Genomic DNA, 25746 nt, shown 5'->3' with positions numbered 1-25746 from the left:
TGCTTTAATGTCGAAGGAATTCAAATTTATTCACTCCATTCCATATAATTCCTTTGACTATAACATGAATACCTCAGATTTGCTTATATAGAAACTATGAAATTACGTTGTTTATAAAAGATGTATTTTTTATATATTTAACATAGGTAAACAAAGTTCTATTTGGAATGACATTTTAAGGGGAATCGGATTGATATATGCAAATATCGGTGTTAAAATATGGATTCACGTCTCAGAAATATTGCAGTACAGAGGCGGTTAATATAGAAAACAACGAAAGGAAGTGTGTCATTTTGTGGAAAAAAGTTAGTAAAAAGATTACATCGATGTTTCGAGATTGGCATGACAAAAAAATAACGTTCATCTTGATAAGTACTGGATGTACTTCTATTTTAGGAGCGACTTCTCCATGGTGGTCAGCACCATTGATTGAACTTATCAACAATGTATTTAGAATGAACATTGAAATACCTGATCAAAAACCTGATTATGTTCTGGTAGTAATCTTTGTAATTGTAGGATTGATATTAATTAGTTGGGGAATCAAATATAGACTACGTATAAGAAGTAAAAATAAACGCATGGTTCAAATACGTCACGCTTCGGTTGAAACAGTAAGCTACACAAGTATCGATGATGATTTGGATGATTACGATATTATTCCAATCACAATTAACCAATTCCAGGAGCTAAGTTCAGTTACGGAATTCAATCTACAAATGGCATGGAAAAAGCAAGATCAACTTGTTAAAGATGTAAATGTACATATTAATGAACCATCTACAAATGAAATTTCTTACATGGGAATGGCTCATATCCCGTTTCAATTTTTATTAGGTTATCAAATAGCGGATAAGACGGATGTTCAATTTTACGAATGGAATCGAACGGGTAAATCATGGAAACCGTTAACCGAGAAAATTACACCATTTCCTTCTTTACATTTGACTCGTGATGAAATGAGACAAGATGCGAATCAAGTAAGGGAAATTGTGATTAAAGTAAGTATTAGTTTCAAAGTATTTGATTCTCAATTAGAAGGTCATGAAGTTCAAAATCTAAATTCGTACACTTTAGAATTAGAAACTCCTCAATTAGAAGTGATTACGTCAATACAACAACTTAACACCTATAAAGAACAATTTAGAGACTTGTTAACTGAGATCCATCATAAATATGAACATCTTAAAAAGGTTCATATCTTCATGTCGGCATCACCTTCTGTCTCATATAGTTTTGGAAGTTGTATTTCGGCTCGAATGGATTCAAGTAAAGAGTTCTGGATTTACAATTATACGGGATCATCTAATATCCCCTATGCTTGGGGAATGAAAATCGCAAAAGAATTGAAAGATGGCAAAATCAAAATTATCTAAGGAATGCGGGGGATCTCTATGTATGATTTAAGTATCATGTTTCACAGCTTTTATAAAAAAGAAGTTGTTCTACCTAAAGTGGAAAAAACGAAACTCTTTGATAAGAAAGATCTAAACCTGAAACGTTTGAAAGATGGTTTAGTCGAATACAACACGGAAAAGGGAACCGATTACAAAATTGCCGAGTCGATGGTTCAGGGTAGTGTTGCTATGTCTACGGTGATTAAAAATGAGAAAAATGATTACGACATTGATGTAGCTGTTGTATTTGAAAAGGATAAGATTCCAACGGGAACAACAGCAGTGAAAAATTTCGTGGTTAATGCCTTAAATCGAAAATGTACGGGGTTTAAGGTTTCACCATATGCTAAAACGAACTGTGTAACGATTGAGTATACTGATGGATACCATATTGATCTCGCTATATATCGAAGGTTTAAAGATGAAAATGGCAATTATCAATACGAGCATTGCGGTTCTCAGTGGAACAAGAGAGATCCAAAAGCAATTACAGCATGGTTCATTAAAGAAAACAAAGAGCATAATTATCAACTTCGAGAGATTGTTCGAATGCTAAAAATGTTTTCAAGATCAAGAGATTATTGGTCAATGCCTGGTGGTCTTATTCAGAGTGTGTTGGTAGCGGAACAATTTCAATCTTATGATCGAATAGATGAGAGATTCTACTATACATTAAAAAATTTACAAGATAGATTGTTGGATAATAAAGATGTTCAAAACCCGACAGACACAGATCTAACACTGCTATTGAAAGATAATGATACGACAAAAGTAACAAATCTGCACAATAGGTTAAAGACTTACTTGGATAAGCTGGATATATTGTTTGATACCACATGTACAAAGCAACAAGCTATAGATGCTTGGAAAGATTTCTTCAATCATAATTTTTGGAATCAAGAGGTTCAAGAAAATGTATCAAAATCAATGGCTTCTCTATCTGAAAATGAAGATGATCAAGAATATCGAGAAACCGAAGAGTTTATGGAATACATGTTCCCAATCGATTTAAAATACAACGTCAGTTTGGATTGCACCGTTACGCAAGATGGCTGGAGAACCTCAAAGTTGAGTGAATTCATACGAAATAATACGTTTTTACTTCCGCAAAAAAAGTTAGATTTCTTTGCTGAAACAAATACACCAGGATTCTATGATGTCTATTGGAAAGTGAAAAATAAAGGTGTCGTAGCGAAGAGAAAAAATCAAGTACGTGGCGAAATCATAAAAGACAAGTTAACTCATACCGAACACACGCAATTCAAGGGTGAACATTTCGTAGAGGTTTTTATTGTTCAAAACGAAGTATGCGTAGCAAGGTCGAAGATAAAGGTTCCAATAACAACACAATAGTTACGAATTAATCATTAGCCACCTTTTTAGGTGGTTTTTTTATTATGCACCACGAATTTTCTGAATGTTAAATATGAATTTGGAGGTAATAATAAAAACGAGTGATCCTGACATCTCAGATGTGACACTTGGTATTATTGAAGATGATGGTATTTTAAGTTGGATTCCAGCAGGAGCAAGTTAATAGATAAAAAAGAGTTACCTTATGGGTGACTTTTTTGATGTACTCTAACTAATACATATTCGTCATCCATAAGTCGTACTTTTTGACGATGGAATGTCTCAAATTCTGCAACCAGTATATTGAAAATCTTATCAACCCTATAACCATCTTTGGTTATATAGTGAGAAGGAGGAATCCTTTTCAACTATTAACTATAATAAGTAATGTAAATAATGCTATAAAACAAGCTGTACCAATCGAAGCTAATATATTTACAATTTTATTAGTCTTCGTTTCAGTTTTGAATATTTTGCGCAGTATGAAATAAACACCAATCCCAAGACTCCCACCTAATGTATTTCCTATGAAATCTGTAATATCGGTAGCGCCAATCGCAAATATGAACTGGAATACTTCAAACAACAAACTTACACTTGCAATTGGAGTAATCTTTTTTAAAAATGTCGAATTCGGCTTCAACATACTCATATAAATTCCGAATGGAACAAAAATAAGAATATTATTAATAATTTCTTCAAAATTAATCTGATTGTTAACAATAGCTGAGCCAGCAAAAGGAATTAAATTAACTCCTCTTAAATCAGGTAATGCTTTGAACGAATAAGTCATTTTAAATAATATGATCCATGTTAGTACTAACAAGTATATAATCAATAAACTCATAGTGAATATCTTTTGATTTCTCTCTAATTTTTTCAGAAAAAACGTCTCCTTCTTATCAATCAATAATTTCTCGAATCATCTTAGGATAATACGAATGGATTGTATGTGTTAGTGCTAATGGGATCAGTATATCTGTCTAACATGACTATCAAGTGACTCCATAGTGACATTCTAGTCACTTACCGAGATAAATTAATAAAGCTAGGTTATACTTTAAAAATGACTTAATCTATTGAGTATTTATGGACCTATAATGAAAGGACTTGAATTTATATATGAAAGAAAATTTTTGGAATGATTTACCCAAACCGTTTTTTGTACTGGCACCAATGGAAGATGTGACGGATGTTGTTTTTCGACATGTCGTGAGTGAAGCGGGTAAACCTGATGTATTCTTTACAGAGTTTACAAATTCGGATAGCTATTGTCATCCTGAGGGACGAAAAAGTATGCGCGGACGTTTGCTTTTTACAGAAGATGAACAGCCAATGGTTGCACATATTTGGGGGGACAATCCTGAGAATTTCCGTCAAATGAGTATTGGAATGGCAGAGTTAGGCTTTAAAGGCATCGATATTAATATGGGCTGCCCTGTACCCAATGTGGCCATGAGAGGTAAGGGGAGTGGCCTTATACTTCGCCCAGAGGTTGCTGCAGAGTTAATCGAAGCAGCAAAAGCGGGAGGACTGCCTGTAAGTGTGAAAACAAGGGTTGGGTACACGGATTTAGACGAGTGGCAGGATTGGCTAACGCATATATTAAAACAGGATATTGCGAATCTTTCTATCCATTTGCGTACAAGAAAAGAAATGAGCCAAGTAGATGCACACTGGGAATTGATTCCGGAAATCAAGAAGTTACGAGATCGTATGGCACCACATACGTTGCTCACAATTAATGGAGATATTCCCGACCGTCAAACGGGTCTGAAGCTCGTTGAACAGTATGGTGTGGATGGCGTGATGATTGGACGCGGTATTTTCAAAAATCCGTTTGCCTTTGAAAAAGAACCAAAAGAGCATAGTAGTAAGGAGCACCTTGATCTCCTAAGATTGCATCTCGATCTTCAAGATCAATATAAAGAAGAATTGCCACGTTCAGTCGCAGCGATCAATCGCTTCTTCAAAATATATGTCAAAGGTTTCAGCGGCGCAAGCGAATTAAGAAATCAATTGATGAACGCGAAATCGACAGATGAAGTGCGTACATTACTTGATCATTTTGAAGCTAACAATGTTGATTAATATCGGACGATTACGAGCCGAGTGAAATTCAGAAGCACAAAACCTGAACTTATCTAAGTTCGGGTTTTTGTTTATATAGTACTCCTTTAAAAAAGCTATTATAGCTATCTGGTAATCTTTGATATCTAGTTATAGCTTTTAGCTATAACTAGATATTACTTTTAAGTGTTACGCAGTTCGTATTCGTCCATGCTAGAATCAAAGCATTACAGAAAGACAGTTGTTAAATTGAGGAGGATTTTTCATGTGCAATAATAAATTTCAAATCGTAGGTAGCCTGTTGCGTCCGACGAATTTATTAGAATATAAACATCAAATTGAACATCGTGATGATATCAGTTATCCCTTTTACGAATATTTTCAAGGGTATGAGCAATGTGAATCTGATGCGATTCAGGCTGTAGTCGATAAAGAAATTAGTAATGGTTTGTCCATTCTTACGGATGGAGAATATTCCAAATCTATGTGGCATCTGGATTTTGTCTGGGGCTTCCAAGGGATTAGCCGCTATATAGCGGATCATGGATATTTTTTCAGAGATACCGATGGAACTTCAAAATATGAGACTCGAAAAGATATTGGTTTGCGTATTACAGATGAATTAAGTGGAAAAAACCATCATTTCATTCATGTATATAAAAAACTTCAAGTCCTTGCTGGCGACAGTGAAACAAAGCTGTGCGTACCTTCTCCATCACATATTTTCGGTGAGTTATCATGGTCAGATAACATTGGTGGCAAAGATGCAGTTTATAAGGATAAACAAGAGCTTAGAAACGGTCTTGTTAAGGCTTATAAAGAATTTGTCGAGGAATTTGCTGCTGCTGGAGGAAAAATCCTTCAATTCGATGATTGCTTATGGGAGCTATTCGCAGATGATAACCCGAACTCTCCATATACTGGCGAGAGTATCAATCAAGAGGAAGTACAGGCTCTTGCTACAGAATTTATTGACATTAACAATACAATAATTGATTTCGGTCATAGCTTAGGCTTGAAAATGTGGACTCATAACTGTCGTGGTAACTATGATTCCCGTAATATGGGTGGCGGCTCATATGCCAAAATTTCTAATCTGTTCTTGAAGCAGCTTAAATACGATCGCTTCTTCCTTGAATGGGATGATGAACGTGCAGGCTCACTTGAGGCACTTGCGGTTTTCAAAGAAAAGCCTGAAACGGAAATTGTACTTGGATTGTTGTCTTCTAAAACCAATACGCTTGATGACGAGGCTCGTGTAGTTAGAATGCTTGATGAAGCATCGAAAATTATTGATAAGGATAGATTATTACTCTCTCATCAATGCGGTTTTGCATCCTGTGATGGTGGCAATGAATTAACGGAAGATGAACAGTGGGCGAAAATTAAACAAGGACAACGTATTGCCCAGCAATATTGGGGTAAGTAATAGTAAATTAATTAAAGGGGGAGTAGATTCCCTCCCTCAGACTGTCGAAGGTACTTGTCGACAGTCTTTTTGTGGAATGCAGAATTTACTCAAGAAGGAAAAATAAAAAAGGTTTAAGTAAATTGAACTGAATAGTTTATACTAATAAGACCAATTTACTTCATAGGAGTTGTATAACGAATCATGATAAAGAAAGAAGTCGCGCATATACGCAAGCAGTTTAAGCTGGATCACGATATGATGAATATAAACGACATTCTCAACGTGTATATTATGAAGGATAGTAACGAGGTCTATCATTGGGAGCGCCAGGCGTTTGCTCTGGTGGATCGAGAGAAGCAAGAGCTACATATGGGGAATTTCAAAAAACTGCTGACCGGCGAATTGGATCAGAAGTTGTTCGAATTGAAATTTCAGGAGGAAGAAGCAGTGGAGCCAACGCGGGTGCTGCTTCACCAAGGTTTGACGACAGGCGATCCTGAAGAATGGAAGGACCTGATGCTGCTGTTGGTGGATAAAATGTTGGTGGATGTTAAGTATGAACAGGATACAGTAGTCACGTTCGTTCGCGGACAGTATTTCCGGCAGACCAAGGGCAGAAATGAAGAAGCCGAAGAGACCGGGAAAGACGAACTGTTCGCGCATCCGTTCATTCTATGCAGCGTGAATACCACGGAGAAGCAAAAGAAAACGCTCTTGTTCGATTATGTCGAGCGGGAATTTAAGTACAATGTCATTGTAGATCCGATTATCAAGTTAAGTACGCCGGAGCAAGGGTTCTTTTACCCTAGCGTGACTGATAACTATTCGGATGTGAACCGCATTCTGTATTGTACGGCCAAATCGAATTATCCAGATCCGCACTTCATCGGACAGGTTTTAAATGCCGAAAGATCTATGACGGCAATGGAAGAGAGGGCTATTTTCGAAGACATTGTGAAGGAAGTGGCGGGTGAACAACTCGACGTAGCCACTCTCGCACAGGTGTACGAGGAGATCCACCAAGTAATCGAAACCAACAAAGATGAGGAAGAACCTCCGAAGTTGGATTATAAAGATGTGGAACGCGTGCTGACAGTAAGCGGCGTAGAGAACGTGACTCCGGAAAAAGTGGAACTCGCATTCCAAACGATCGTCGACGATCGGAACTATGAAATGAAGGCAAGCAGCGTTATGCCGAAATTCACTTCAAAATCAATTAAAATCGATACCAAGGTAGCCTCGATTTCGGTTAGCCCGCAGGATTTAAAGTATGTAAGACAGGTAAATTATCAAGGGAAACGCTGCATCATGATTGAGATCGACGAAGATGCAGTAATCGAAGGATTTACGCTCAGTACAGAGACATTATAGATTTGTTTGATCGTGCTAAAAAAGGAATAAAGACGTGATCAATTTGAGGAGAAGGCTTGATGGATATTGGGACAAGCCCAGATCCATCAAGCCTTCTCCTCTGTTTTTATATCAAGAGGGTTTAAGTATATTTAGGTATTTATAATATAAACAATAGGAGGATATATGTCCTGGAGCAAATTGAAGCAACAAATGGAGAGTTTTCTTTGTCCAGCGTTAAATGGAAGGGTCGAATACCGTTCAACTAGCTACCGTTATTTATCTGATAAAGCAGGAATTTGTTATATTGCGGTAGATAAAAAGAACGTACTTAATATGAGTGATATAACTAACTTAATCAGATGGTATCAGACGGAACTAGAGATTAAGAATGATTCAGATATCCAAATTCCTATCAGCAATGAAGAAATTGAAGCGGTTAGAATAGATACCAATGGGAAAGTTCCGGAGGATCGTCTAAAAGTAATGGCAAGAAGTCGGAAAATATCAGAACATGCCAAGGAGCTTATATCAGCACAGTCAGCATTAAGTAGATCAAACTTTAACGTGGTCGCTACCAAGTATTTATCCACTCCAATAGAGGAAAGTTTAGAGAGCAATGATATTTTATTAAATATTCTGGCTTTGGTGGACAGACGAGTTGGCAAAAAACGAATTCTAAACATGACCGAGAGGATGAAGTTAAAGCATCCAATTGTGCAGTATTTCTATGAACTACGACTTAGTACGTTATGATAATAAATGTCGGGTGAAGTGACGACGGTGGGATCGCTCGTTTCATCATATTCAACGCCTGCGATGCTTAAGTGTGATAGGATAAGGGTACATTTAATTTCCCCGCGGGGGTAAGAAAAGGGTGCATCATGAGAATCATTATTTCGCCTGCTAAGAAGATGAAGAGGGACACGGATTCCTTCGATTGCCGCCAGATGCCGCAATTCATCAGTGAGACGCAGACTCTTCTGGCCTTATTACAAAAGTTGAATTATGAAGAATCCAAATCGTTATGGAAATGCAATGACGCCATCGCCACGCTGAATGTGGAGCGGATTCGGGATATGGATGTCACGCGGAATCTTACACCGGCTATCTTTTCTTATGAGGGTATCCAGTACCAATACATGGCACCTGGGATACTTCAAATGGAGGAGCTGGAATATCTTCAGCAGCATTTACGCATATTGTCCGGATTCTATGGAATCGTCCGACCATTTGACGGAGTTGTTTCGTACAGGCTGGAGATGCAGGCAAAGCTTAGCGGACCTGGTTTCGGCAATATCTACGAGTTATGGAACAGAAAGCTAGCGGATCAGCTATGTTCAGAGAGTGAGATCATTCTGAATCTGGCCTCTAAGGAATACAGCAAGTGCATCTCCCCGTATGTTGGTGGAAACGTTCGAATGATTAGCTGTGTATTCGGACAGGAAATCGGCGGTAAGGTGGTTGAGAGATCGACACTGGTCAAGATGGCCAGAGGTGAAATGGTACGCTTCATGGCCGAGCGGCAAATCACCTCTGTGGAGGATATCAAAGGTTTTGATGGGTTAAATTTAAACTTTGCTGACGAGCTGTCGGATGAGAGTACGTATGTGTTTATACAAAAACAAAATGAATAGAGTAAGTAGAACATGTGATAGATTAGTTTTACTATTTTTAAAATAAGAAAAGCACTAAAAAAGCTCAGGCTGCAAATAGGCCTGAGCTCTTTTGGTGCTTGTTCAATTAAGCTTCCATCTTCTGCGCAGTGTAGAGCCGGTGATAAAGGCCCCGTTGTGCGATAAGCTCATCGTGCGAGCCGCACTCTGCGATGCCTTTATCGGAAACATACATAATGCGGTCGCAGTTTTTTACGGTGGATAGACGGTGTGCAATGATGAATGAGGTCCGTCCCTTCAGCAGTTCGTTCAAACCCTGCTGAAGTAACCGCTCGGTCTTGGCGTCAATCGACGAGGTGGCTTCATCCAGGATGAGAATGCGCGGGTCGGCCAAGAGTGTCCGTGCGAACGAGATAAGCTGACGTTGTCCCTGTGATAGCTTCGAGCCGCGCTCATTGACCTCCGTCTGGTAGCCCTGTTCAAACTCACGGATGAACTCGTCGGCACATACTGTCTTCGCGGCAGCGATGATTTCTTCTTCTGTGGCATCGAGCCGGCCGTAACGAATATTTTCAAGAATCGTGCCTGAGAAAATAAAGCTATCCTGTAGCATAATACCCATTTGGCTTCGTAGCGATTTCAGCGTCACCTGCGAGATGTCATGTCCATCAATTGAGATTGTACCATCCGTAATGTTGTAAAAGCGCGAGATCAGGTTCACTATCGTTGTTTTACCTGCGCCCGTCGGACCCACCAGGGCGATGCTTTCTCCCGCCTTAATGTCGAAGGTAAGGTTCTCGAGAATGTTGTTACCCGGATCATATGCAAAGGTAACCTTATCGAAGGTCACATTACCCCGGATTGACGGTAGTTGCTTCGCATCAGGCACATCGCTGACAGTTACTGGTTCATCAAGTGTTTCGAAAATACGCTCGAGATAAGCTACGGCGTTAATGAAGCTGTTGTACAGATTCGAGAGATTCAGAATCGGTTGCCAAAAGCGAAAAGCGTAGGCTCCCATCGCGAGAATGACACCAAAGGTCACATCTTTCGGGTTAAGGGCGAGCAGCCCTACCAGATAAATTGATGTAGAGACAATGGTAGCCAAGTTGTCGACGCTAAACGGGATTAAGGCGTTATATCGCAGGGCACGCATCCATTCTGTCCGGTAATTGCTAGATAGGCGAGTAAAGATGCCCTCATTGCGTTGCTCCCGGGAGAAGATTTGCGTCACGCGGATGCCACTGATACTCTCCTGCAAATAAGCGTTCATATTGGAGCTTTTGTTGGATACCGCCTGCCATGCTCGCCGTTGCCGGGTCTTGATCATCAACATAATGGCGAGGAAGACCGGCAGTCCCGCGAGAATGACGAGCGAGAGCCGAACATCTACGGCAAACATAAACGCAGCAATAAAGATCAGATTCACGATTTCAAGAATGAAGTTAATAATACCATTAGATAACACATCTGATACCGAGTTGACATAGTTCACGACCCGGATGAGAATTTTGCCTTGCGGACGGTCATCATAATATTTGAACGGGAGCTCCTGTAAATGTTTGAACAGATCCGTACGGATATCAAAAATGATGTCCTGGCCGACGCTCGTCATGATACGCGAACGGATGGTAGCCAAGTAGACGCTGACCACAATCGTTGCCAGCATCAACGCTGACCATCCTACCAGTGGGAGAACAGCTTTCGTTGGAATTGTCACATCAACGACATGCTGCATGATGAGCGGTGCCGACAACGCAATAGCTGCGGACAGCGCGCTTAGCACAAACGCAACAATCATCGGTTTTTTATGAGCCTTGATGTAGACTAATGCACGCCGAAAGTGCCTTATATCAAATGGAGATTCCAGATCTTCATCGATGTCGAATTTATTCCTAGCCATGATCGGTCACCTGCCTTCCAATACCCTCGTTCTGTAGCTTAAACACTTCGTAATAATAACCCCGCTTTGCTAGCAACTGAGCGTGAGTTCCCTCCTCGATGAGACGTCCATCTTCGAGAATGAGGATACGGTCAGCCTCTGCGGTAGTAGATACGCGCTGAGCGATGATGATCTTCGTGCAAGAGTAGTCTAGCTCGCGCAGACTCTTCTGAATATGCTCCTCGGTTTCTAGATCGACGGCGGAGGTCGTGTCGTCCAGAATCAGAATTGGACTGTGAACCGCTAAGGCACGAGCGAGCGCGATACGCTGCTTCTGCCCACCGGACAGGCCAACACCGCGTTCTCCTACAATCGTGTCATATCCTTCAGGCATTTTCATGATAAATTCGTGCGCGGCGGCAAGCCGGGCATATTCTTTCGTTTCCTCTTCAGAAAGTTCAGGGTTGCCATAGGAGATATTGCCATCAATCGTATCTGAGAACAACAGAACATCCTGTGTTGCAATGCCAATATTACCACGGAGCTCGTCGAGCTCAAGTTCACGTACGTCGATGCCGTCGACCAGTACCCGTCCCTGCGACACATCATAGAAACGTGGAATCAGATTGACGAGTGTTGTTTTGCCCGCACCAGTTGAACCCATGATGGCGACGGTTTCACCCGGTTCCACAGTGAAGCTGACATCGTGCAGAACAGTTACTCCGTCGTATTTGAAGCTGATATGGTCAAACTCTATGTGGCCATTATAACGGCGTTTGTCGACAGGATTATGCTCGTTGACGATACTTGGATGCGCGTAATAAACTTCAATAATTTTGGTCAAGCTGGCAAAAAAGCGCTGAATATCGTTGATAATGATACCGATGTTACGCATTGGGTTGGAAATGGCCCAGATCAACGCAGAGAAGGCAGCGAATTCACCAAAAGTGATCCGCCCATTCATGACAAACAGACCACCCACCAGCATTAAGATGACATTGAAGGCTTGCGCAAGAGTCTCTAGGTAAGGAAAGTAATCGAGCCAGACCAGTGCGGCCGTCTTGTTAGCCTTGGCATAGCTAATATTCTTATCCGTGAACTTCTCGACCTCGTACTCCTCGCGTGCGAAAGCCTTGACAACTCGATTGCCCGAGATGTTCTCCTGCGTTGTGGTGTTAAGCTGCGACAGCCGTTCACGCAGGTCAGTATACATAGGGCGTACTCGCTTCGCAAAGATATAAGCGACGATGAAGATCGGGGGTGACAAAATGAGAAGCCACAACGTCAACTGCGCATCGATGGTGAAGAAATAGATGACAGCGGCGATGAAGATCGCGAGCGATTCGATGATCGTCTTGATAATCCATGCCATGGAGTGCCGCACCATGTCCAGATCGCCTGTCATTTTGGTCATGAGGTCTCCGGTGCGGTTATGGTCGTAATAATGCATATCCTGACCCTGAATCTTGTTGTACAGATGAATGCGGACGCGATAGAGCATGTTCTGGGAGGAACGCTCGTACATCATCGTTGTGAGATAGGCTAGCCCCGTACGTAGTAAGGTAAAGCCTATCATGGCCATGCAGAGCGTAATCAGCAGTCCACGCTCTTGTGTTAAATTGTGCACCCCGTTATCGTTGGCTATGAACGTATCGACAATGCGTTGACCTATGTAGGGATTCACGATCATGAGCGCGGAGCCCACCACCGAGAGGAAAAGCGCCAGAATATACCGCGTTCTGTCACCCTGCAGGTTTTGCCATAGCCATTTCAGTTCGAACATTTGATCACCTGATTTCTGTTTGTTAGTACACTCTTGTTGAAAAAAAGTTTTCTACATATTCAACAAATTAAAGTGATTATACCACTTTAATGGGCAATGTGAAGTAATATTTTTCCTTCATTCCGGAACTCATTTGGTTGTTTGACCGATTTCCTTTTTAAATAACATGGAGAAGTATTTATCATTGTTATCACCAACTCGGGAGGCGACTTCATGGACTGGAGAATTACTTTCGGCTAAGAGTCGCCTAGATCTTTTTTGAACAAGTGGGATAGGTAATGCTGGCTAACATAAAGGGTGTCGTTACTTAGATGGCATAGCGTACCTTCCTCAGCATAAACATGTAATGAGGAGGGTGAATAAAGTGGACAAGAAAGTAAAGCGATACTATCAACTGAAGCAGAAGCACAAAGAGATAGAGCAAGAACTCGCGGTACTGCGGAGTGAAATCATGAATTATTGTGTTGAGCAGGACGTTTCTGATCTTGAGTTCGGGATTTATAAAGTGAAGATTGTCCGCCAAGAGCGGAAGGAATACGATGATAAGAAGCTTTACGAATCATTGCCTGATCCAGAAGTGTGGCGTATGCTCTCCAAGCCAGACACCTCCAAAATCGCGAGCTTGATCAAACTGAATGTCATCTCGGAAGACAGCATTAGAGATACATTTTCAGTTAAGAACATAACTCTGCTTCAAGTGGATAAAAAGTGACCAATTCCCACCAAGCGGGGCGAAATGAAAATGAACCCTTTAAGCAAAGACGGACTGCCGAGTAATCGCGGTTCGTCTTTTTGTGTGCAATACTCTTCACAGCACATCCTTGTATGGAGTGGTATAATGTGACGAAGTAGTTCGCCGATGAATGATGTCTTTAGACAGAATACAACCAAAGAAGTGATGAGTAATGAATAGTATAGGGTCCAATATACAAAAAAGAACAGTCTTTTTGTTGAATAAATATTTTACAGGGGATTCGATTGATTATAAACAAATTATCGCTATCGTTATTCCCATATTTGTGGATCAAGCGTTTATTATATTGATGGGTCTACTGAATACTGCGATGATAAGCTCCTCGGGGGTTGCTGCTGTCAGTGCGGTGAGTATGGTAGATTCGCTGAATATTTTCTTGATTAATGTGTTTGTCGCTGTAGCGACAGGTGGTACAGTTATTGTTGCGCAATATAAAGGTAGTGGGAATAAAGAGATGGTATCCAAAGCGGCTTCACAAGCCATATCTGCGGTGACGATACTGTCTATACTGATCAGTGCGTTCGTTATCTTGTTTCACGCACCTACCTTAAATTTGTTATTTGGTAATGCTGAGGCAGAAGTGTTCCGCAATGCAAAGATTTTCCTCATCGGAAGTTGTATCTCGTATCCATTCATGGCGATATTTCAGGCGGTGAATGGCGTACTTCGGGGTATCGCAGAGACCAAGGTATGTCTGGGCTTATCGTTAATTATGAATATCACTTACTTATGTTTAAATATCTTATTTATTGTAGTTTTTGATATGGGCGTCATCGGATTAGTGATCTCTATGATTCTAGCGAGAGTATTGGGAATGGTTAGTTCGTTAATCTATTTGTTAAAATATAATCAGACGCTACGCTTCAAAATAAGAAACGCGCTACGGCTTAACTTTTCAATTCTAAAGAAAATTATGTACATCGGTATTCCATTTGCTGCAGAACAGATGTTTTTCAATGGTGGTAAACTATTAACGCAGACGTTCATTGTGCAATTGGGGACGCTAGCGATGACGGTGAATGCGATCAGTGGATCCATATCGCTGTTATTTCAAATTGGCGGAACGGCCCTGAGCATTTCGATTGTAACGGTTGTCGGGCAATGTATTGGGCGAAAAAACGTGCAGGATGCAAGGAAGTTTATTAAATCCTTTATCGGATTGTCTACGGTATTCTTCGTGGCCGTAACGCTCATTATTCTGCCATTATTCCCATTGATCGTTAGATTGTTCTCTCCGCCGGAAGAGATTATTCCTGCGATATTCGCACTTATTGTATTAATGTCGATTGCACAACCTATATTATGGTCATTCAGCTTTGTTATGCCTTCAGCATTACGTGCAGCAGGGGATTCAAAGTTTACGTCGATTACTTCTTTGCTATCGATGTGGTTGTTCCGCGTGATACTAGGTTATTTTTTAGGAATTACACTTGGTTTCGGTATTATGGGTGTATGGGTGGCGATGGTTTCCGAATGGGGCATTCGTGGAATGATCTTTGCATGGCGCTTTAAGGGCGATAAGTGGTATGCCCATAAGTTGATTTAAAATAGATAGGGGTTCTTTACGTAAATGATGACAAACAAAAGGGAATATAATGATAACGGAACATTTCTTTATATGGGAAAAGAATATGCTCTTCATGAATTAATAGAAACTGGTGATTTAGATGAAGAGGAACTCAAAAGGAATCTGAAGAAGTTCTATTTCTCCAGCTGCAAGAAAATTGTAGGGGAACGAATCAAAATATATCAAGTAAAACTGGGAGTCAAGCCTAAAACGGTTGAGATTGTGGAGTCTAGAACGAAGTGGGGGAGTTGCAGTTCGAGTAAAAAGCTAACTTTCAATTATCTTCTTGCGATGGCACCCATTGAAGTAATAGATTATGTCGTTATCCATGAGCTATGCCATCTTCTCCATATGAATCATGATAGATCATTCTGGCGACGTCTTGGAAGTGTTATGCCGGATTACAAGAAGAAGGAAGAGTTTCTAGCGCAGTACGGGCATTCTATGACATTTTAAGAATGACCCTGTGTATCTAGCTAAAAGTAAATGAGATAGAGAATAAAATAAAGTCGAAATTCCATTCAAAATTGAATGGAATTTCGACTTTATTTATGTTCATTAAACTTAGTAAATTAATATCATAAATTTTTCAGTATCCTCGATATAATTGTAATGAAAGTAGATGTATTTATCCTAGTATAGTAAAAATGTCACCCTTGTTATAGAGTCGCAAAAATTAGCTAAAGAGAAATTCCGGTGGATTTAGTGAACCTGTTGGGTATAGTTTGACGGCAGGTATCTAATAAGTTACTCTTATACACGCTAGAACTAGCAAAAGGAGATAGAAAATGCCTACAATTACTGCAAAACCATTTGATCAAGAAATGCAATCGATATTAAGTGAATTGAAGTCGGGATATCATGCAGGGGAATTGAGTAAGAAGCAAACCGCGGATATACCTGAAGAACTATACGTCATTGAAGCTAACGATCTTATGGTCGGCTATGGCGTCATTTGGGAATACAATAATGGGAAACAGTTAATTCAAAAGGCGGAACAAGATTATTTCCGTGAAGATGAAAGATATTTAGAAAAGGACTTCTATATTGATATTAAAAATAAAACAGATTTTATTTTTATAGAAGCGCTAGATGTTCTCAAGGAATTTGAACGTAAGGGTTATGCAGCATTTTTCATAAACTGGCTTAAAGTGAAGTATCCTAACAAAAAAATATACGTATATACTTTAGATAAATCCCGGAACTTCTGGTTCAAACAAGGCTTTGAGGTGGTGGGGAGTACGATGTGGATGACATATTATTAAGTCAATATAAGCGGTGTAAATAGCAATCATGTTGTTGTGGATAAGAAAAAAGATGTTGTGAACGAATAAAGTACATAACATGGAGTAGAAGTTTTCGAGGAGGTAAATGTATATGTCATTATCAACTGTATTACCGATATGGCAAGCGGTTCAAGGACGGTTTCATATGCGGGACAGATATTGCTCATTCAGAAAAATGCAGGAAGTCAGTAAGACGCTAATCGACATTTAGTGACAAACTTCATTGGCGGGAAGTAACCAACTAAGATAGTCTTAGATAGACGATAAAAAAATAGAATACACATCATCATAATAAATGAGAAGTAGGGAACGTAAATGGCGTCCCTGCTTCTTTTTCTTTGGAGGAATTAAAGATGATTAAGATTATGGCTGACTCAACTTGTGATTTGACGGAAGAAATCATTGAGAAATATAACATTGGTATTGCACCATTAACGATAAGGATACAGGGGAAAGAATACAGAGATAAAATAGATATTAAAGCAGATGATTTCTATGCTATCCTCGGTAATCTTGAAGAAGACCCCACGACATCGATGCCAAATCCATCAGAATATTTGAAAATAATGAGAGATGCCATAGAAGAAGGGCATACAACGATACTATGTATTTGTATGTCAAGTGGTACAAGTGGATCTTATCAATCCGCTGTCATTGCTAAAGATATCTTCTTCGATGAACATCCCGACTCATCAATACTAATTCATGTAGTGGATTCCAAATCGATGAGCCAAGGTAGTGGATGGTTAATCTTGAAATCTGCTATGTTGAGAGAGAAAGGATTTAGCTTTGAAGAATTAATAGATTTTAATGAAGCTTATAAAAAAAATGTGAAACATTTCCTCTGTGTGGATGACCTAAATCATTTGATTAAAAGTGGCAGGCTTACAAATGCTAGTGCCTTAATAGGTAGGATACTAAAGATCAAGCCAATCATGTCTATGAGAAATGGAAAAGGCGCTATAGTAGCTAAAGAAAGAGGATTAAAAGCAGTATTAAATCATTATGTGAAAGAGTTCACCCATAGGATCGATTGGGAAGTCACGGATTTCATCATCATAGGTTATACTTCTGAAAGAACGATTGCCGAGAAGTTAATGGACAAGATTAGAGAAGAAACAGAATATTTAGGGGAAATATTGTTGATGCAAATGGGGGTAGCCGTAGGAACTCATGTAGGATTAGGCGCAGTATCTATGTTCTTTATTGAGAAGGGACATAAGAGAGATGGTTTGTTCATCAATGAATTTATGAATAAAATAAGAAATAGATAATATGCGGTGACCACCTATCAATAGTGACAGGTGGTCACTGTTTTTTGTTTTTTTTTCAAATAATATAAATAACGAGATAGGGACGGAGCTTTTATAGTGCGTGAAGAGAAGCCAACGATGAGTGTCAGGGATAAATATGTCTACTGATTTCAGCATCAAATCTCTTCCATTGATTATATTTGATCTATTTTACGTTCATTTTATTAGAGAAATGTCTCCCTTGGGGCATATTGCTCTTGTTAGAAATAGATCATAAAATCGTCTTAACAACAAGAATATACGTACCCAGAAACATGCATAAGTATCACTACAAAACCATTATTTAAGGGGGATTTAAATTGAAAAGATCATCGCTAGTTCTTCTAAGTATGTTCTTAGTATTCACCATGTTCTTAGCAGCTTGTGGCGGGGGAGAAGTTAAAAATACTCCAATAAATGAAAGCGTTAAAACGGAAGAAGTTAAACCAGATGAGCCTAAAAAAGAGGAACCCAAAAAAGAGGAACCCAAAAAAGACGTATCATTACGCGTATTTTCAACATTCGGTGGGACAGATGCAGCTCGTGAATCTTTCCAAGCAGCTTTAGATGAATTCACGGCAAACAATCCTAACGTTACTATTGAGAATGATACTATGTCAGCAAATGACGACGGTTTCAGAACAAAAGTTAATACGGATATGACGACTGGGAATGAGCCTGACTTATTGTTCTACTTCGTTGGTGCTGATGCTCAAGGATTCATAGATGCCGGTAAAGTCGTTCCTATGAATGAAATCTTGGATGCGGATGCTGAATGGAAAGCTGGCTTCACTCCAAGTGCTCTTGAGAACACAAGGCAAGCTGATGGCAACATCTATGGCATTCCATTGACTGGTTTCTACGAAGGTCTGTTCGTAAATAAACAGTTATTTGCAGACAACGACCTTGAACTTCCTACAGATTGGGACAAAATGAAAAAAGCAGTTGAAACGTTCGCTGCAAAAGACATCATTCCATTGGCTGCTCCATTCGACCAATCCCACTATGTAGTTGAGCACTTCATCCTTTCAGCAGCTGGCCCAGCAAGCCAAGCTAAAGGATTGTCGGGCGACATCGATCCTAACTGGGAGAAAGGTTATGCTGCTATGAAGGAACTTTATGATCTTGGCGCATTCCCTAAAGATGCTGCAACGATCGATCTTGGTATGGCATCCAACTACTATGGTGAAGGTAAAGCGGCAATGATTCTTGAAGGATCATGGGCATTTGGTGGATTCACAGATCAAGGAGTTAAAGACAATACAACGGTCATTCCTTTCCCAGTAGTTCCTGGTGGCGTTGGTAGCGGAAATGATGTTGTCGGTGGTTTCGGATCAGGATTCTACCTGGCTCAATCAACGTTTGACAATGCAGATAAGAAAGATGTTGCCATTGAATTGTTGAAACACATGACTTCAACGTCCGTTATTCAAAAGATTGCTACTGCTAACGGTGGTACTCCTGCTGCTAGCGTTGAAATTACAGGTTTGGCACAAGCTCAAATTGATGGTTTCGCAATGGCTGCAAACTCAGCTTCAATCAATAATCCAGTGGATAGCAGAATTTCTCCTGAGACATTCTCTACACTTCGCGCTGGAGTTCAACAAGTCGTCACGGGTAAGAAATCACCAACTGATGCTCTTAAAGAAGCGAAGACTATTGAGGACGCGAACCAAAAGTAATGGAATTATTGTAACCACGGTCTAATCTTATATGATCTACGCCGCCCCTCATCTTAAGGCGGCGTAATCTTGTAACAATAAATGAAGAAAATAAACATCAAAGGTGATAACTATGAAGGGTGATAAAAAGTATATCTTGATATTTTTGTTCCCTATGGCAGCATTTATGTCGATCTTCCTGTATTATCCGTTTTTTAAAAGTTTATATCTTAGCTTTTATCGTACAAGAGGATTCTTCGACAAGAAATTTGTTGGTTGGGATAACTATGACCGGTTAATATCGGATAAGCTGCTAGGTGCTGCAACATTACACACATTAGAAATAATGCTATACGTCATTATTTTTCAAGTTGGTATCGCCTTATTACTTGCTGTAATGGTTGATAATATTAGTAAGTTCCAGGGCTTTTTTCGTACCGTTTTTTTCTTTCCAGTCGTTATTTCTGGAACAGCAATTTCATTGATGTTCGTTCTATTCTATAACTATAATTTCGGTCTGTTGAACACTATTCTTGCTAACTTTGGAATAGAGAAAATCCTTTGGTTGAGTGAGAGTAATGCTTTGAAGGCAGTCTCCGTTCCGACAGTATGGCACTATGTAGGCTTTTATTTTGTCTTATTCTTAACAGCAATGGCGAAGATACCAGTCGATTATTATGAAGCGGCTAAGCTAGAAGGGATTACTGGTTTCAAGAAAACGACGAAGCTTACAATTCCTTTGATTATGAATGACATTAAGGTTGTTATTACGTTAGCGATCACCGGTACCATGAAAGTATTCGAGTTCGTTTGGGTCATTTCAAGAGGTCAGAACGGTACAGAAGTATTAGGAACTTATATGTATAAAAAAGCGATGGTCGATCAAAACTTCGGATACGGCTCAACGATTGCTATTTATATGGTTGTTGTCGGTGTTATTTTAGCTTTACTTGCTAACCGTTTGTTAAAAAGCGATGAAATCACATACTAAGCGATTATTAGGGGTGTAATTGATGCAACCAGCCATTAACAAAGAACATAAAACTCGGCAAGTTAAAAGAACAAGTCGATTTAGTTTAGAAACTACTCTCATGTATGTTATGTTGATTGCATGGTCCTTAACGACGATATATCCGTTATTCTGGATTGTTAATAACTCATTTAAAGTATCCAGAGATGTTATGAATAAGTCGTTTGCACTAGCTTTGGATCCAGTGTTTGTCAACTATATGACTGCATTTGATCGAATTAATATAGGAAAGAGTTACGTGAACAGTTTGATCATGTCAGGTGGCACGGTATTATTCGTGTTATTTTTTGGTGGATTAGCCGCGTATGTATTGTCCAGGTTTACCTTTAAAGGAAAGAAAGCACTATACTCGCTTCTATATGCAACACTGCTTATACCTGCATTCGCGACTGTCGTTCCTGTATACGAGATTCTCATCAAATCGAGTTTAGTGAATACGTATTGGGGATTGATTTTACCACAAACGGCAGGTAACTTAACGTTTGCTACACTAGTTATTGCCGGTTATATGACGACAATTGCCAAAGAATTAGAAGAAGCAGCGTTTATGGACGGATGTAATAGATGGCAGATGTTTGTCAAAATATTTTTTCCAGTATCCAGACCAGCGTTTGCATCTGTAAGTATTTTTGTGTTTCTGTGGTCGTATAATGATTTGTTCTCTGCATTGATATTTGTTAATAAAGAGAATGTTCGTCCTATTGTAGCGTTGTTAAATGAAATTAGTTCGCAGTACGGAACCGACTTCGGACTGATGGCAACCGCTGTCGCTCTTACCGTTATCCCTGTATTAATTATATATCTGTTCATTTCGAAGTATATTGAAAAGGGATTGACTGAGGGCGCTGTAAAAGGCTAAGAAAGAACTGGTTTACAACCACAAAAGAGAGTGTCCTTCAAACCATAAAAGTGGCTTAGGGCACTTTTTTTACGCTTGGGAGCACACAGCACATCAACTACTAGAAGGAGTTATTGAAATCTCAAGAAGCAAATGAAAACGCTAGCTTTTTCGTATAAATCTCTCTAAGATAAAGGATAGCTAACATTAGATACTAATCAGAGGCTTAATAATCACGAGGGGGAACATAATGATTCAGGTAACAGAAGCAAGAAATAGGCAACTAAAATACACAGGACTTACAGAAGAAGATTTAAGTTACTTAAGACAGCAGAAGGGATATTTTGAGGCCATTACGGACATCGTAGTTGATCGTCTATATGACCATATCAGTGAACAACCTGAACTTGTTGCAATCATCCAAGATAACAGTACATTGGAGCGCCTGAAAAAAACACAAAGATGGTACTTCATGACGATGGTAGAAGGGAAAATCGATATGGAGTTTATTGAAAAAAGACTGTATATTGGGAAGCTACATTCTCGTATTGGACTTACGACAGATTGGTATCTAGGCACTTATATGACCTACTTGGATATGGCTGTTCAATGTTTTAAAAAGATTGCTCCTGACGAATGGATGAACATTACTTTATGTCTATCTAAAATGTTTAACTTTGATTCTCAGCTAGTATTAGAGGCATATGAGTACGATGAGAAAAATAAGATTCAAATCATGTCTGATGAGCGACAAGGAACTCTTACCAAAATTAATAAGGTGGTGCAGGATCTTGCGTCGATGATGGTAGAATTAAGTGGAAGTAGTCAGTCCATAGCGGATACTGCCAACCATACAGCTGACCTTCAGGATCAAGCTCATAACAAAGTCGATTTACTTCACTCAAAGATCGGAGAAATATCGGTGGTAGGTACTTTATTACAACAAGTATCGGATCAAACTCATCTGTTAGGATTGAATGCAGCGATAGAAGCAGCACATGCTGGGGAGTTTGGTAGGGGATTCGGCGTAGTAGCAGACGAAATTCGTAAATTAGCTATGCATTCTAAAAAATCTGTTGAGGATATTAAAATTAAACTCAATGAAATCTCCATCGTACTTCAGGAAGTTATGCAAGATTCAGTAAGAACGAACCAACTTGCAAGGGAACAAGCAGCAAGTTCTCAAGAATTAACTGCTTTTGTCAATATGATAGAATCTGTTACGGCGGAATTAGAAAACTTAGATTGAACGCATTTAATTGGAAAATAATCGCAATAAATTGATATTATGTTAATTTAGTGGTATATTAAGTAGGTAGTTATCAGCACTCGATCTCGTTGAGTGCTAAAAGACAATTGAATTGCACTATTAAAAAGTCACTTTTTAAAAAAAAGTGACTTTTTTGATAGATATGGGTAATTCAAGTATATCGATCAATTACGTTTACTTTTTCAAAAACTAAGAGGGAGTGATTTGAAATGGCAGATAAGAATCCAAATAAATTGAAGAAAAAGAAGAAAGTAATTGAAAAGGGTACGATCCAACCCATTATTGCAACTGAAAAAGTCTCAGTAAGAAAACCTAAAAAACAACAGTAATTATAGAGGATTATCTTTCTAAATTGAAAATAGCTTCATGAAGGAGATAACATAATATGAATAAAACAAAAGTATTAGTTGGTAGCCCTGTATATCAAAAGCCGGAAATATTAAAGGCTTTTTTAAAGTCTTTGAAAAGTCTCAACAGGGATACTATTACTATTGATTATATGTTTGTAGATGATAATATTGATGAAAAATCAAGCCAGCTGCTAGCTAAGTTTGAAAGAGAAGAATCAAAAGTTATTCATATTCGAGGTAATGAAGAGGGTGTTTATATATGTAATGATGAGACCCATCACTGGGATGAAGACTTAATGCTAAAGGTAGCAAATTACAAGAATACGATCATTAATTACGCAATAGATCATCATTATGATCATCTGTTTTTTGTCGATTCTGATTTAATTCTGCATCCCAATTTAATTGAGCATCTTAAGACTGCGAATAAGGATGTTATCTCTGAAATATTTTGGAGTCAGTGGCATATTGATAGACCTTTCGAACCCAATGTTTGGCTGTTTGACGAATATGATTTGGTTCCTAAGAGATTAGGTGAGAAACTGAGTCAACAAGAGATGGATATACGGCAAACTAGATTTTTGAACCAACTTAGAATTCCCGGAATCTATGAAGTAGGTGGATTAGGAGCCTGCACGTTGATTAGTAGAGCGGCATTGTTAGCAGGCGTTAATTTCAAATCTATTAAAAACTTAACTATATGGGGTGAAGATAGATTTTTCTGCATCCGGGCGGCTGTGCTTGGGATTGACCTATTCGTGGATACTCATTATCCCGCGTATCATATTTATAGAGAGCAAGACTTAGCCGGCGTACAAGATTATGTAAATGGTTGTGAAGCTGACCATACATTTGTACGCCAATATAAAGAACAGGGAAACAAAGTCACACTTTCTATGGTCGTGAAAAATGAGGAAGGTCGTTATCTGAAGCAGATGCTTAATAGTTTGAAGGGGCATATCGATGAAGCTGTTATCATTGATGATGGAAGTAGTGATAACACAATAAATATGTGTAGGGAAATATTAAAAGACATTCCTGTGCATATTATTCAAAATGACAAATCAATGTTTGCAAGTGAGGTTGAGCTTAGGAAAAAGCAATGGAGTGAAACAATAAAGACAAATCCTGACTGGATTCTAAATCTGGATGCAGATGAAATATTAGAAGATGGTTTCTGGGATAAGGCACAAAAACTTTTGAATAATAAGGATAACGATTTCTATTGTTTTAGACTTTATGATATGTGGAACGAAACTCACTATCGCGAGGACGAATATTGGAATGCACACCAAATGTATAGACCGTTTTTAATGAGATACCAGCCTGGGTTTCATTATACCTGGAATGAAACACCTCAGCATTGCGGAAGGTTCCCTGTAAATACGTTCTCTTTTCCAAGAGCCACATCTGAATTTCGGGTGAAACATTTGGGTTGGGCTACGCAAGAAGATCGAGCAGACAAATATACAAGATATCAGCTTCTGGACCCGGATGCTATATATGGAATTAAGGAGCAATATGATTCAATTATGGATACCCATCCTAGTTTAGTTAAATGGGAAGCGGGTGAAGTTATTTGAAAATTGCAAAAAAGAAAATAAACGTTGGTGTTGGGTTTGTAACAGGACGTAGGAATTTCAAAAATGTAGTAAAAACATATGTAGATAACTGGAATGAATCTGAACTTGTCGATAATAAAAAGAATGCACTCCATTTGTTTGTTGCTTACGATTTGAAGTATAAGCGCACAAAAGTGAGTGATTACAAAATCACGGACGAAGAAATATTGGATAGGGTAGATTCGGCTTATTACTTGGGGGATTCTTCGATAATAAACGAGGCACAATATTTAGTTGAAAAGAAAGTGATTAGTTTAAAAGAGGCTAAATTGATCTTTGGTGAGGGCTATGCAATGAAAAGAAATGCGGTTTTGTATTTTGCATTAAAGAATAAAATGGACTACCTCATTTTCCTTGATGATGACGAGTACCCCATGGCCAATATAAAAATGAAGGATAGTGTCGTTTGGAAAGGTCAAGAGGTTCTATCAACACATATTAACAATATTAAAGATGCTGATATGACACATGGTCATCATTGCGGTTATATTTCTCCAATACCACAAATTGAATTCAACGACAAACTTTCTGAAGATGAATTTAAAATATTTATAGAATCCATAAGCAATGATATTATTAATTGGGATTCAATCAAAGAAAAAATGAATGATGGTGGAGTTACGTACGCTGATCTTGATATCATGAATAGTGAAATTACTGAAGTCGTTAAAGAAATAGATGGAATGAAGTTTATATCTGGCGCTAATCTAGGTTTTAACCTTAACAATCTTGATAAAATATTTCCATTCTATAATCCACCGGGGGCAAGAGGAGAAGATACTTTCTTAAGCACCTGCATTGGTGAATGTAATATAAGAAAAGTTCCTTGCTATACCTTCCATGACGGCTTCTCTAAATATGAGAGTTTGCTTACTGGCGTGCTTCCAAATAAATTACAGGCTATGAGGGCTGATTCCGGCGTAAACACCAAAAGGTTCTTAAAAGCTTCGATCGGCTGGATTAGGTATAAGCCACTCTTGCTATATATTACACAAAGAGAACACTACGAGACGGAAATTATGAAGATGAAAGAAAATTTATCGCATGTTATTCCGAAGATTTGTCATTATTTTGGGAATAATGAATTTAATAGTATACTGAATGAACTTGAATTTTATCATACTCATGTGGAAGAACATTATAAAGATTTTGAAAATACGAAGTCGGCGTGGGTAAAAATAATAAAATATTTGAAAAATCAATGAAACTGAAAG

Annotated in this window: 20 protein-coding genes and 1 pseudogene; 18 read left to right on the top strand and 3 right to left on the bottom strand. The window is 38.9% G+C overall.

All coding sequences use genetic code 11. The features are described from left to right. Window positions 1–293: 293 nt before the first annotated feature. Window positions 294–1376: an SAVED domain-containing protein gene (locus AC1TO8_RS17990; protein WP_482057006.1), complete on the top strand. Its 1083-nt coding sequence runs from the start codon at window positions 294–296 to the stop codon at window positions 1374–1376. A gap of 18 nt (window positions 1377–1394) precedes the next feature. Next, complete coding sequence (locus AC1TO8_RS17985) at window positions 1395–2750, top strand: nucleotide-binding domain-containing protein (protein WP_482057005.1); 1356 nt, start codon at window positions 1395–1397, stop codon at window positions 2748–2750. A 364-nt stretch (window positions 2751–3114) separates the two neighbouring features. On the opposite strand, the gene AC1TO8_RS17980 is transcribed toward AC1TO8_RS17985, so the two are convergent. Beyond that, window positions 3115–3597, bottom strand: a complete 483-nt coding sequence (locus AC1TO8_RS17980) for a VanZ family protein (RefSeq protein ID WP_482057004.1) — start codon at window positions 3595–3597, stop codon at window positions 3115–3117. Window positions 3598–3872: 275 nt separating this feature from the next. Between AC1TO8_RS17980 and AC1TO8_RS17975 the strand changes: the two genes are divergently transcribed. The 5 genes from AC1TO8_RS17975 to yaaA all read left to right on the top strand — a co-directional run bounded on the left by AC1TO8_RS17975 (window position 3873) and on the right by yaaA (window position 9218). Then, window positions 3873–4841: a tRNA dihydrouridine synthase gene (locus tag AC1TO8_RS17975; protein ID WP_482057003.1), complete on the top strand. Its 969-nt coding sequence runs from the start codon at window positions 3873–3875 to the stop codon at window positions 4839–4841. A 244-nt stretch (window positions 4842–5085) separates the two neighbouring features. Continuing rightward, window positions 5086–6249 carry a cobalamin-independent methionine synthase II family protein gene (locus tag AC1TO8_RS17970; RefSeq protein WP_482057002.1) on the top strand — a complete coding sequence of 388 codons (1164 nt, stop codon included), beginning with the start codon at window positions 5086–5088 and terminating at the stop codon, window positions 6247–6249. Window positions 6250–6432: 183 nt separating this feature from the next. Then, on the top strand, window positions 6433–7602 hold the full coding sequence (locus tag AC1TO8_RS17965; protein WP_482057001.1) for a DUF4317 domain-containing protein: 1170 nt from the start codon (window positions 6433–6435) through the stop codon (window positions 7600–7602). Window positions 7603–7767: 165 nt separating this feature from the next. Next, window positions 7768–8337 (top strand): SF0329 family protein, encoded by a 570-nt coding sequence (locus tag AC1TO8_RS17960; protein ID WP_482057000.1) that lies wholly within the window; start codon window positions 7768–7770, stop codon window positions 8335–8337. A 128-nt stretch (window positions 8338–8465) separates the two neighbouring features. Continuing rightward, window positions 8466–9218, top strand: coding sequence for a peroxide stress protein YaaA (yaaA, locus tag AC1TO8_RS17955; RefSeq protein ID WP_482056999.1), 753 nt, complete (start codon window positions 8466–8468; stop codon window positions 9216–9218). 106 nt (window positions 9219–9324) lie between these two features. On the opposite strand, the gene AC1TO8_RS17950 is transcribed toward yaaA, so the two are convergent. After that, window positions 9325–11100, bottom strand: coding sequence for an ABC transporter ATP-binding protein (locus tag AC1TO8_RS17950; RefSeq protein WP_482056998.1), 1776 nt, complete (start codon window positions 11098–11100; stop codon window positions 9325–9327). Then, window positions 11093–12862: an ABC transporter ATP-binding protein gene (locus tag AC1TO8_RS17945; protein WP_482056997.1), complete on the bottom strand. Its 1770-nt coding sequence runs from the start codon at window positions 12860–12862 to the stop codon at window positions 11093–11095. The genes AC1TO8_RS17950 and AC1TO8_RS17945 overlap by 8 nt, the downstream gene beginning before the upstream one ends. A 346-nt stretch (window positions 12863–13208) precedes the next feature. On the opposite strand from AC1TO8_RS17945, the gene AC1TO8_RS17940 reads away from it, so the two are divergent. The 11 genes and pseudogenes from AC1TO8_RS17940 (at window position 13209) to AC1TO8_RS17890 (ending at window position 25737) form a co-directional block, all read left to right on the top strand. Beyond that, window positions 13209–13574 (top strand): hypothetical protein, encoded by a 366-nt coding sequence (locus AC1TO8_RS17940; RefSeq protein WP_482056996.1) that lies wholly within the window; start codon window positions 13209–13211, stop codon window positions 13572–13574. A gap of 193 nt (window positions 13575–13767) precedes the next feature. Next, a complete protein-coding gene (locus tag AC1TO8_RS17935) occupies window positions 13768–15162 on the top strand; it encodes an MATE family efflux transporter (RefSeq protein ID WP_482056995.1) in 1395 nt (464 codons plus the stop codon). A 39-nt stretch (window positions 15163–15201) separates the two neighbouring features. Further along, window positions 15202–15639, top strand: a pseudogene (locus AC1TO8_RS17930) (M48 family metallopeptidase); the annotation flags it as partial. 332 nt (window positions 15640–15971) lie between these two features. Further along, window positions 15972–16448, top strand: coding sequence for a GNAT family N-acetyltransferase (locus tag AC1TO8_RS17925; protein WP_482056994.1), 477 nt, complete (start codon window positions 15972–15974; stop codon window positions 16446–16448). Between the two features lie 374 nt (window positions 16449–16822). Beyond that, window positions 16823–17743, top strand: coding sequence for a DegV family protein (locus AC1TO8_RS17920; protein ID WP_482056993.1), 921 nt, complete (start codon window positions 16823–16825; stop codon window positions 17741–17743). 338 nt (window positions 17744–18081) lie between these two features. Then, window positions 18082–19443: an ABC transporter substrate-binding protein gene (locus tag AC1TO8_RS17915; RefSeq protein WP_482056992.1), complete on the top strand. Its 1362-nt coding sequence runs from the start codon at window positions 18082–18084 to the stop codon at window positions 19441–19443. Between the two features lie 154 nt (window positions 19444–19597). Further along, window positions 19598–20413, top strand: coding sequence for a carbohydrate ABC transporter permease (locus AC1TO8_RS17910; protein WP_482056991.1), 816 nt, complete (start codon window positions 19598–19600; stop codon window positions 20411–20413). A gap of 22 nt (window positions 20414–20435) precedes the next feature. After that, the gene (locus AC1TO8_RS17905) at window positions 20436–21311 is read left to right on the top strand and encodes a carbohydrate ABC transporter permease (protein WP_482056990.1); all 876 of its coding nucleotides are present in this window, start codon (window positions 20436–20438) and stop codon (window positions 21309–21311) included. Between the two features lie 229 nt (window positions 21312–21540). Continuing rightward, window positions 21541–22539, top strand: coding sequence for a protoglobin domain-containing protein (locus AC1TO8_RS17900; protein ID WP_482056989.1), 999 nt, complete (start codon window positions 21541–21543; stop codon window positions 22537–22539). Window positions 22540–22945: 406 nt separating this feature from the next. Beyond that, window positions 22946–24493 (top strand): glycosyltransferase family 2 protein, encoded by a 1548-nt coding sequence (locus tag AC1TO8_RS17895; RefSeq protein WP_482056988.1) that lies wholly within the window; start codon window positions 22946–22948, stop codon window positions 24491–24493. Continuing rightward, window positions 24490–25737 carry a hypothetical protein gene (locus AC1TO8_RS17890; protein ID WP_482056987.1) on the top strand — a complete coding sequence of 416 codons (1248 nt, stop codon included), beginning with the start codon at window positions 24490–24492 and terminating at the stop codon, window positions 25735–25737. The genes AC1TO8_RS17895 and AC1TO8_RS17890 overlap by 4 nt, the downstream gene beginning before the upstream one ends. Window positions 25738–25746: the final 9 nt, after the last annotated feature.

This window comes from Paenibacillus sp. Y859 (assembly GCF_056786405.1).
This window is presented reverse-complemented; position numbering and strand designations above follow the sequence as displayed.

Excerpts from the sequence above, each read along its gene's own strand:
- AC1TO8_RS17945 (WP_482056997.1), bottom strand. The coding sequence starts at position 12,862 with ATGTTCGAACTGAAATGGCTATGGCAAAACCTGCAGGGTGACAGAACG.
- AC1TO8_RS17910 (WP_482056991.1), top strand. The coding sequence starts at position 19,598 with ATGGCAGCATTTATGTCGATCTTCCTGTATTATCCGTTTTTTAAAAGT.
- AC1TO8_RS17950 (WP_482056998.1), bottom strand. The coding sequence starts at position 11,100 with ATGGCTAGGAATAAATTCGACATCGATGAAGATCTGGAATCTCCATTT.
- AC1TO8_RS17960 (WP_482057000.1), top strand. The coding sequence starts at position 7,768 with ATGTCCTGGAGCAAATTGAAGCAACAAATGGAGAGTTTTCTTTGTCCA.
- AC1TO8_RS17965 (WP_482057001.1), top strand. The coding sequence starts at position 6,433 with ATGATAAAGAAAGAAGTCGCGCATATACGCAAGCAGTTTAAGCTGGAT.
- AC1TO8_RS17935 (WP_482056995.1), top strand. The coding sequence starts at position 13,768 with ATGAATAGTATAGGGTCCAATATACAAAAAAGAACAGTCTTTTTGTTG.
- AC1TO8_RS17895 (WP_482056988.1), top strand. The coding sequence starts at position 22,946 with ATGAATAAAACAAAAGTATTAGTTGGTAGCCCTGTATATCAAAAGCCG.
- AC1TO8_RS17985 (WP_482057005.1), top strand. The coding sequence starts at position 1,395 with ATGTATGATTTAAGTATCATGTTTCACAGCTTTTATAAAAAAGAAGTT.
- AC1TO8_RS17980 (WP_482057004.1), bottom strand. The coding sequence starts at position 3,597 with ATGAGTTTATTGATTATATACTTGTTAGTACTAACATGGATCATATTA.
- AC1TO8_RS17975 (WP_482057003.1), top strand. The coding sequence starts at position 3,873 with ATGAAAGAAAATTTTTGGAATGATTTACCCAAACCGTTTTTTGTACTG.
- yaaA (WP_482056999.1), top strand. The coding sequence starts at position 8,466 with ATGAGAATCATTATTTCGCCTGCTAAGAAGATGAAGAGGGACACGGAT.
- AC1TO8_RS17970 (WP_482057002.1), top strand. The coding sequence starts at position 5,086 with ATGTGCAATAATAAATTTCAAATCGTAGGTAGCCTGTTGCGTCCGACG.
- AC1TO8_RS17920 (WP_482056993.1), top strand. The coding sequence starts at position 16,823 with ATGATTAAGATTATGGCTGACTCAACTTGTGATTTGACGGAAGAAATC.
- AC1TO8_RS17900 (WP_482056989.1), top strand. The coding sequence starts at position 21,541 with ATGATTCAGGTAACAGAAGCAAGAAATAGGCAACTAAAATACACAGGA.
- AC1TO8_RS17905 (WP_482056990.1), top strand. The coding sequence starts at position 20,436 with ATGCAACCAGCCATTAACAAAGAACATAAAACTCGGCAAGTTAAAAGA.
- AC1TO8_RS17925 (WP_482056994.1), top strand. The coding sequence starts at position 15,972 with ATGCCTACAATTACTGCAAAACCATTTGATCAAGAAATGCAATCGATA.
- AC1TO8_RS17940 (WP_482056996.1), top strand. The coding sequence starts at position 13,209 with ATGAGGAGGGTGAATAAAGTGGACAAGAAAGTAAAGCGATACTATCAA.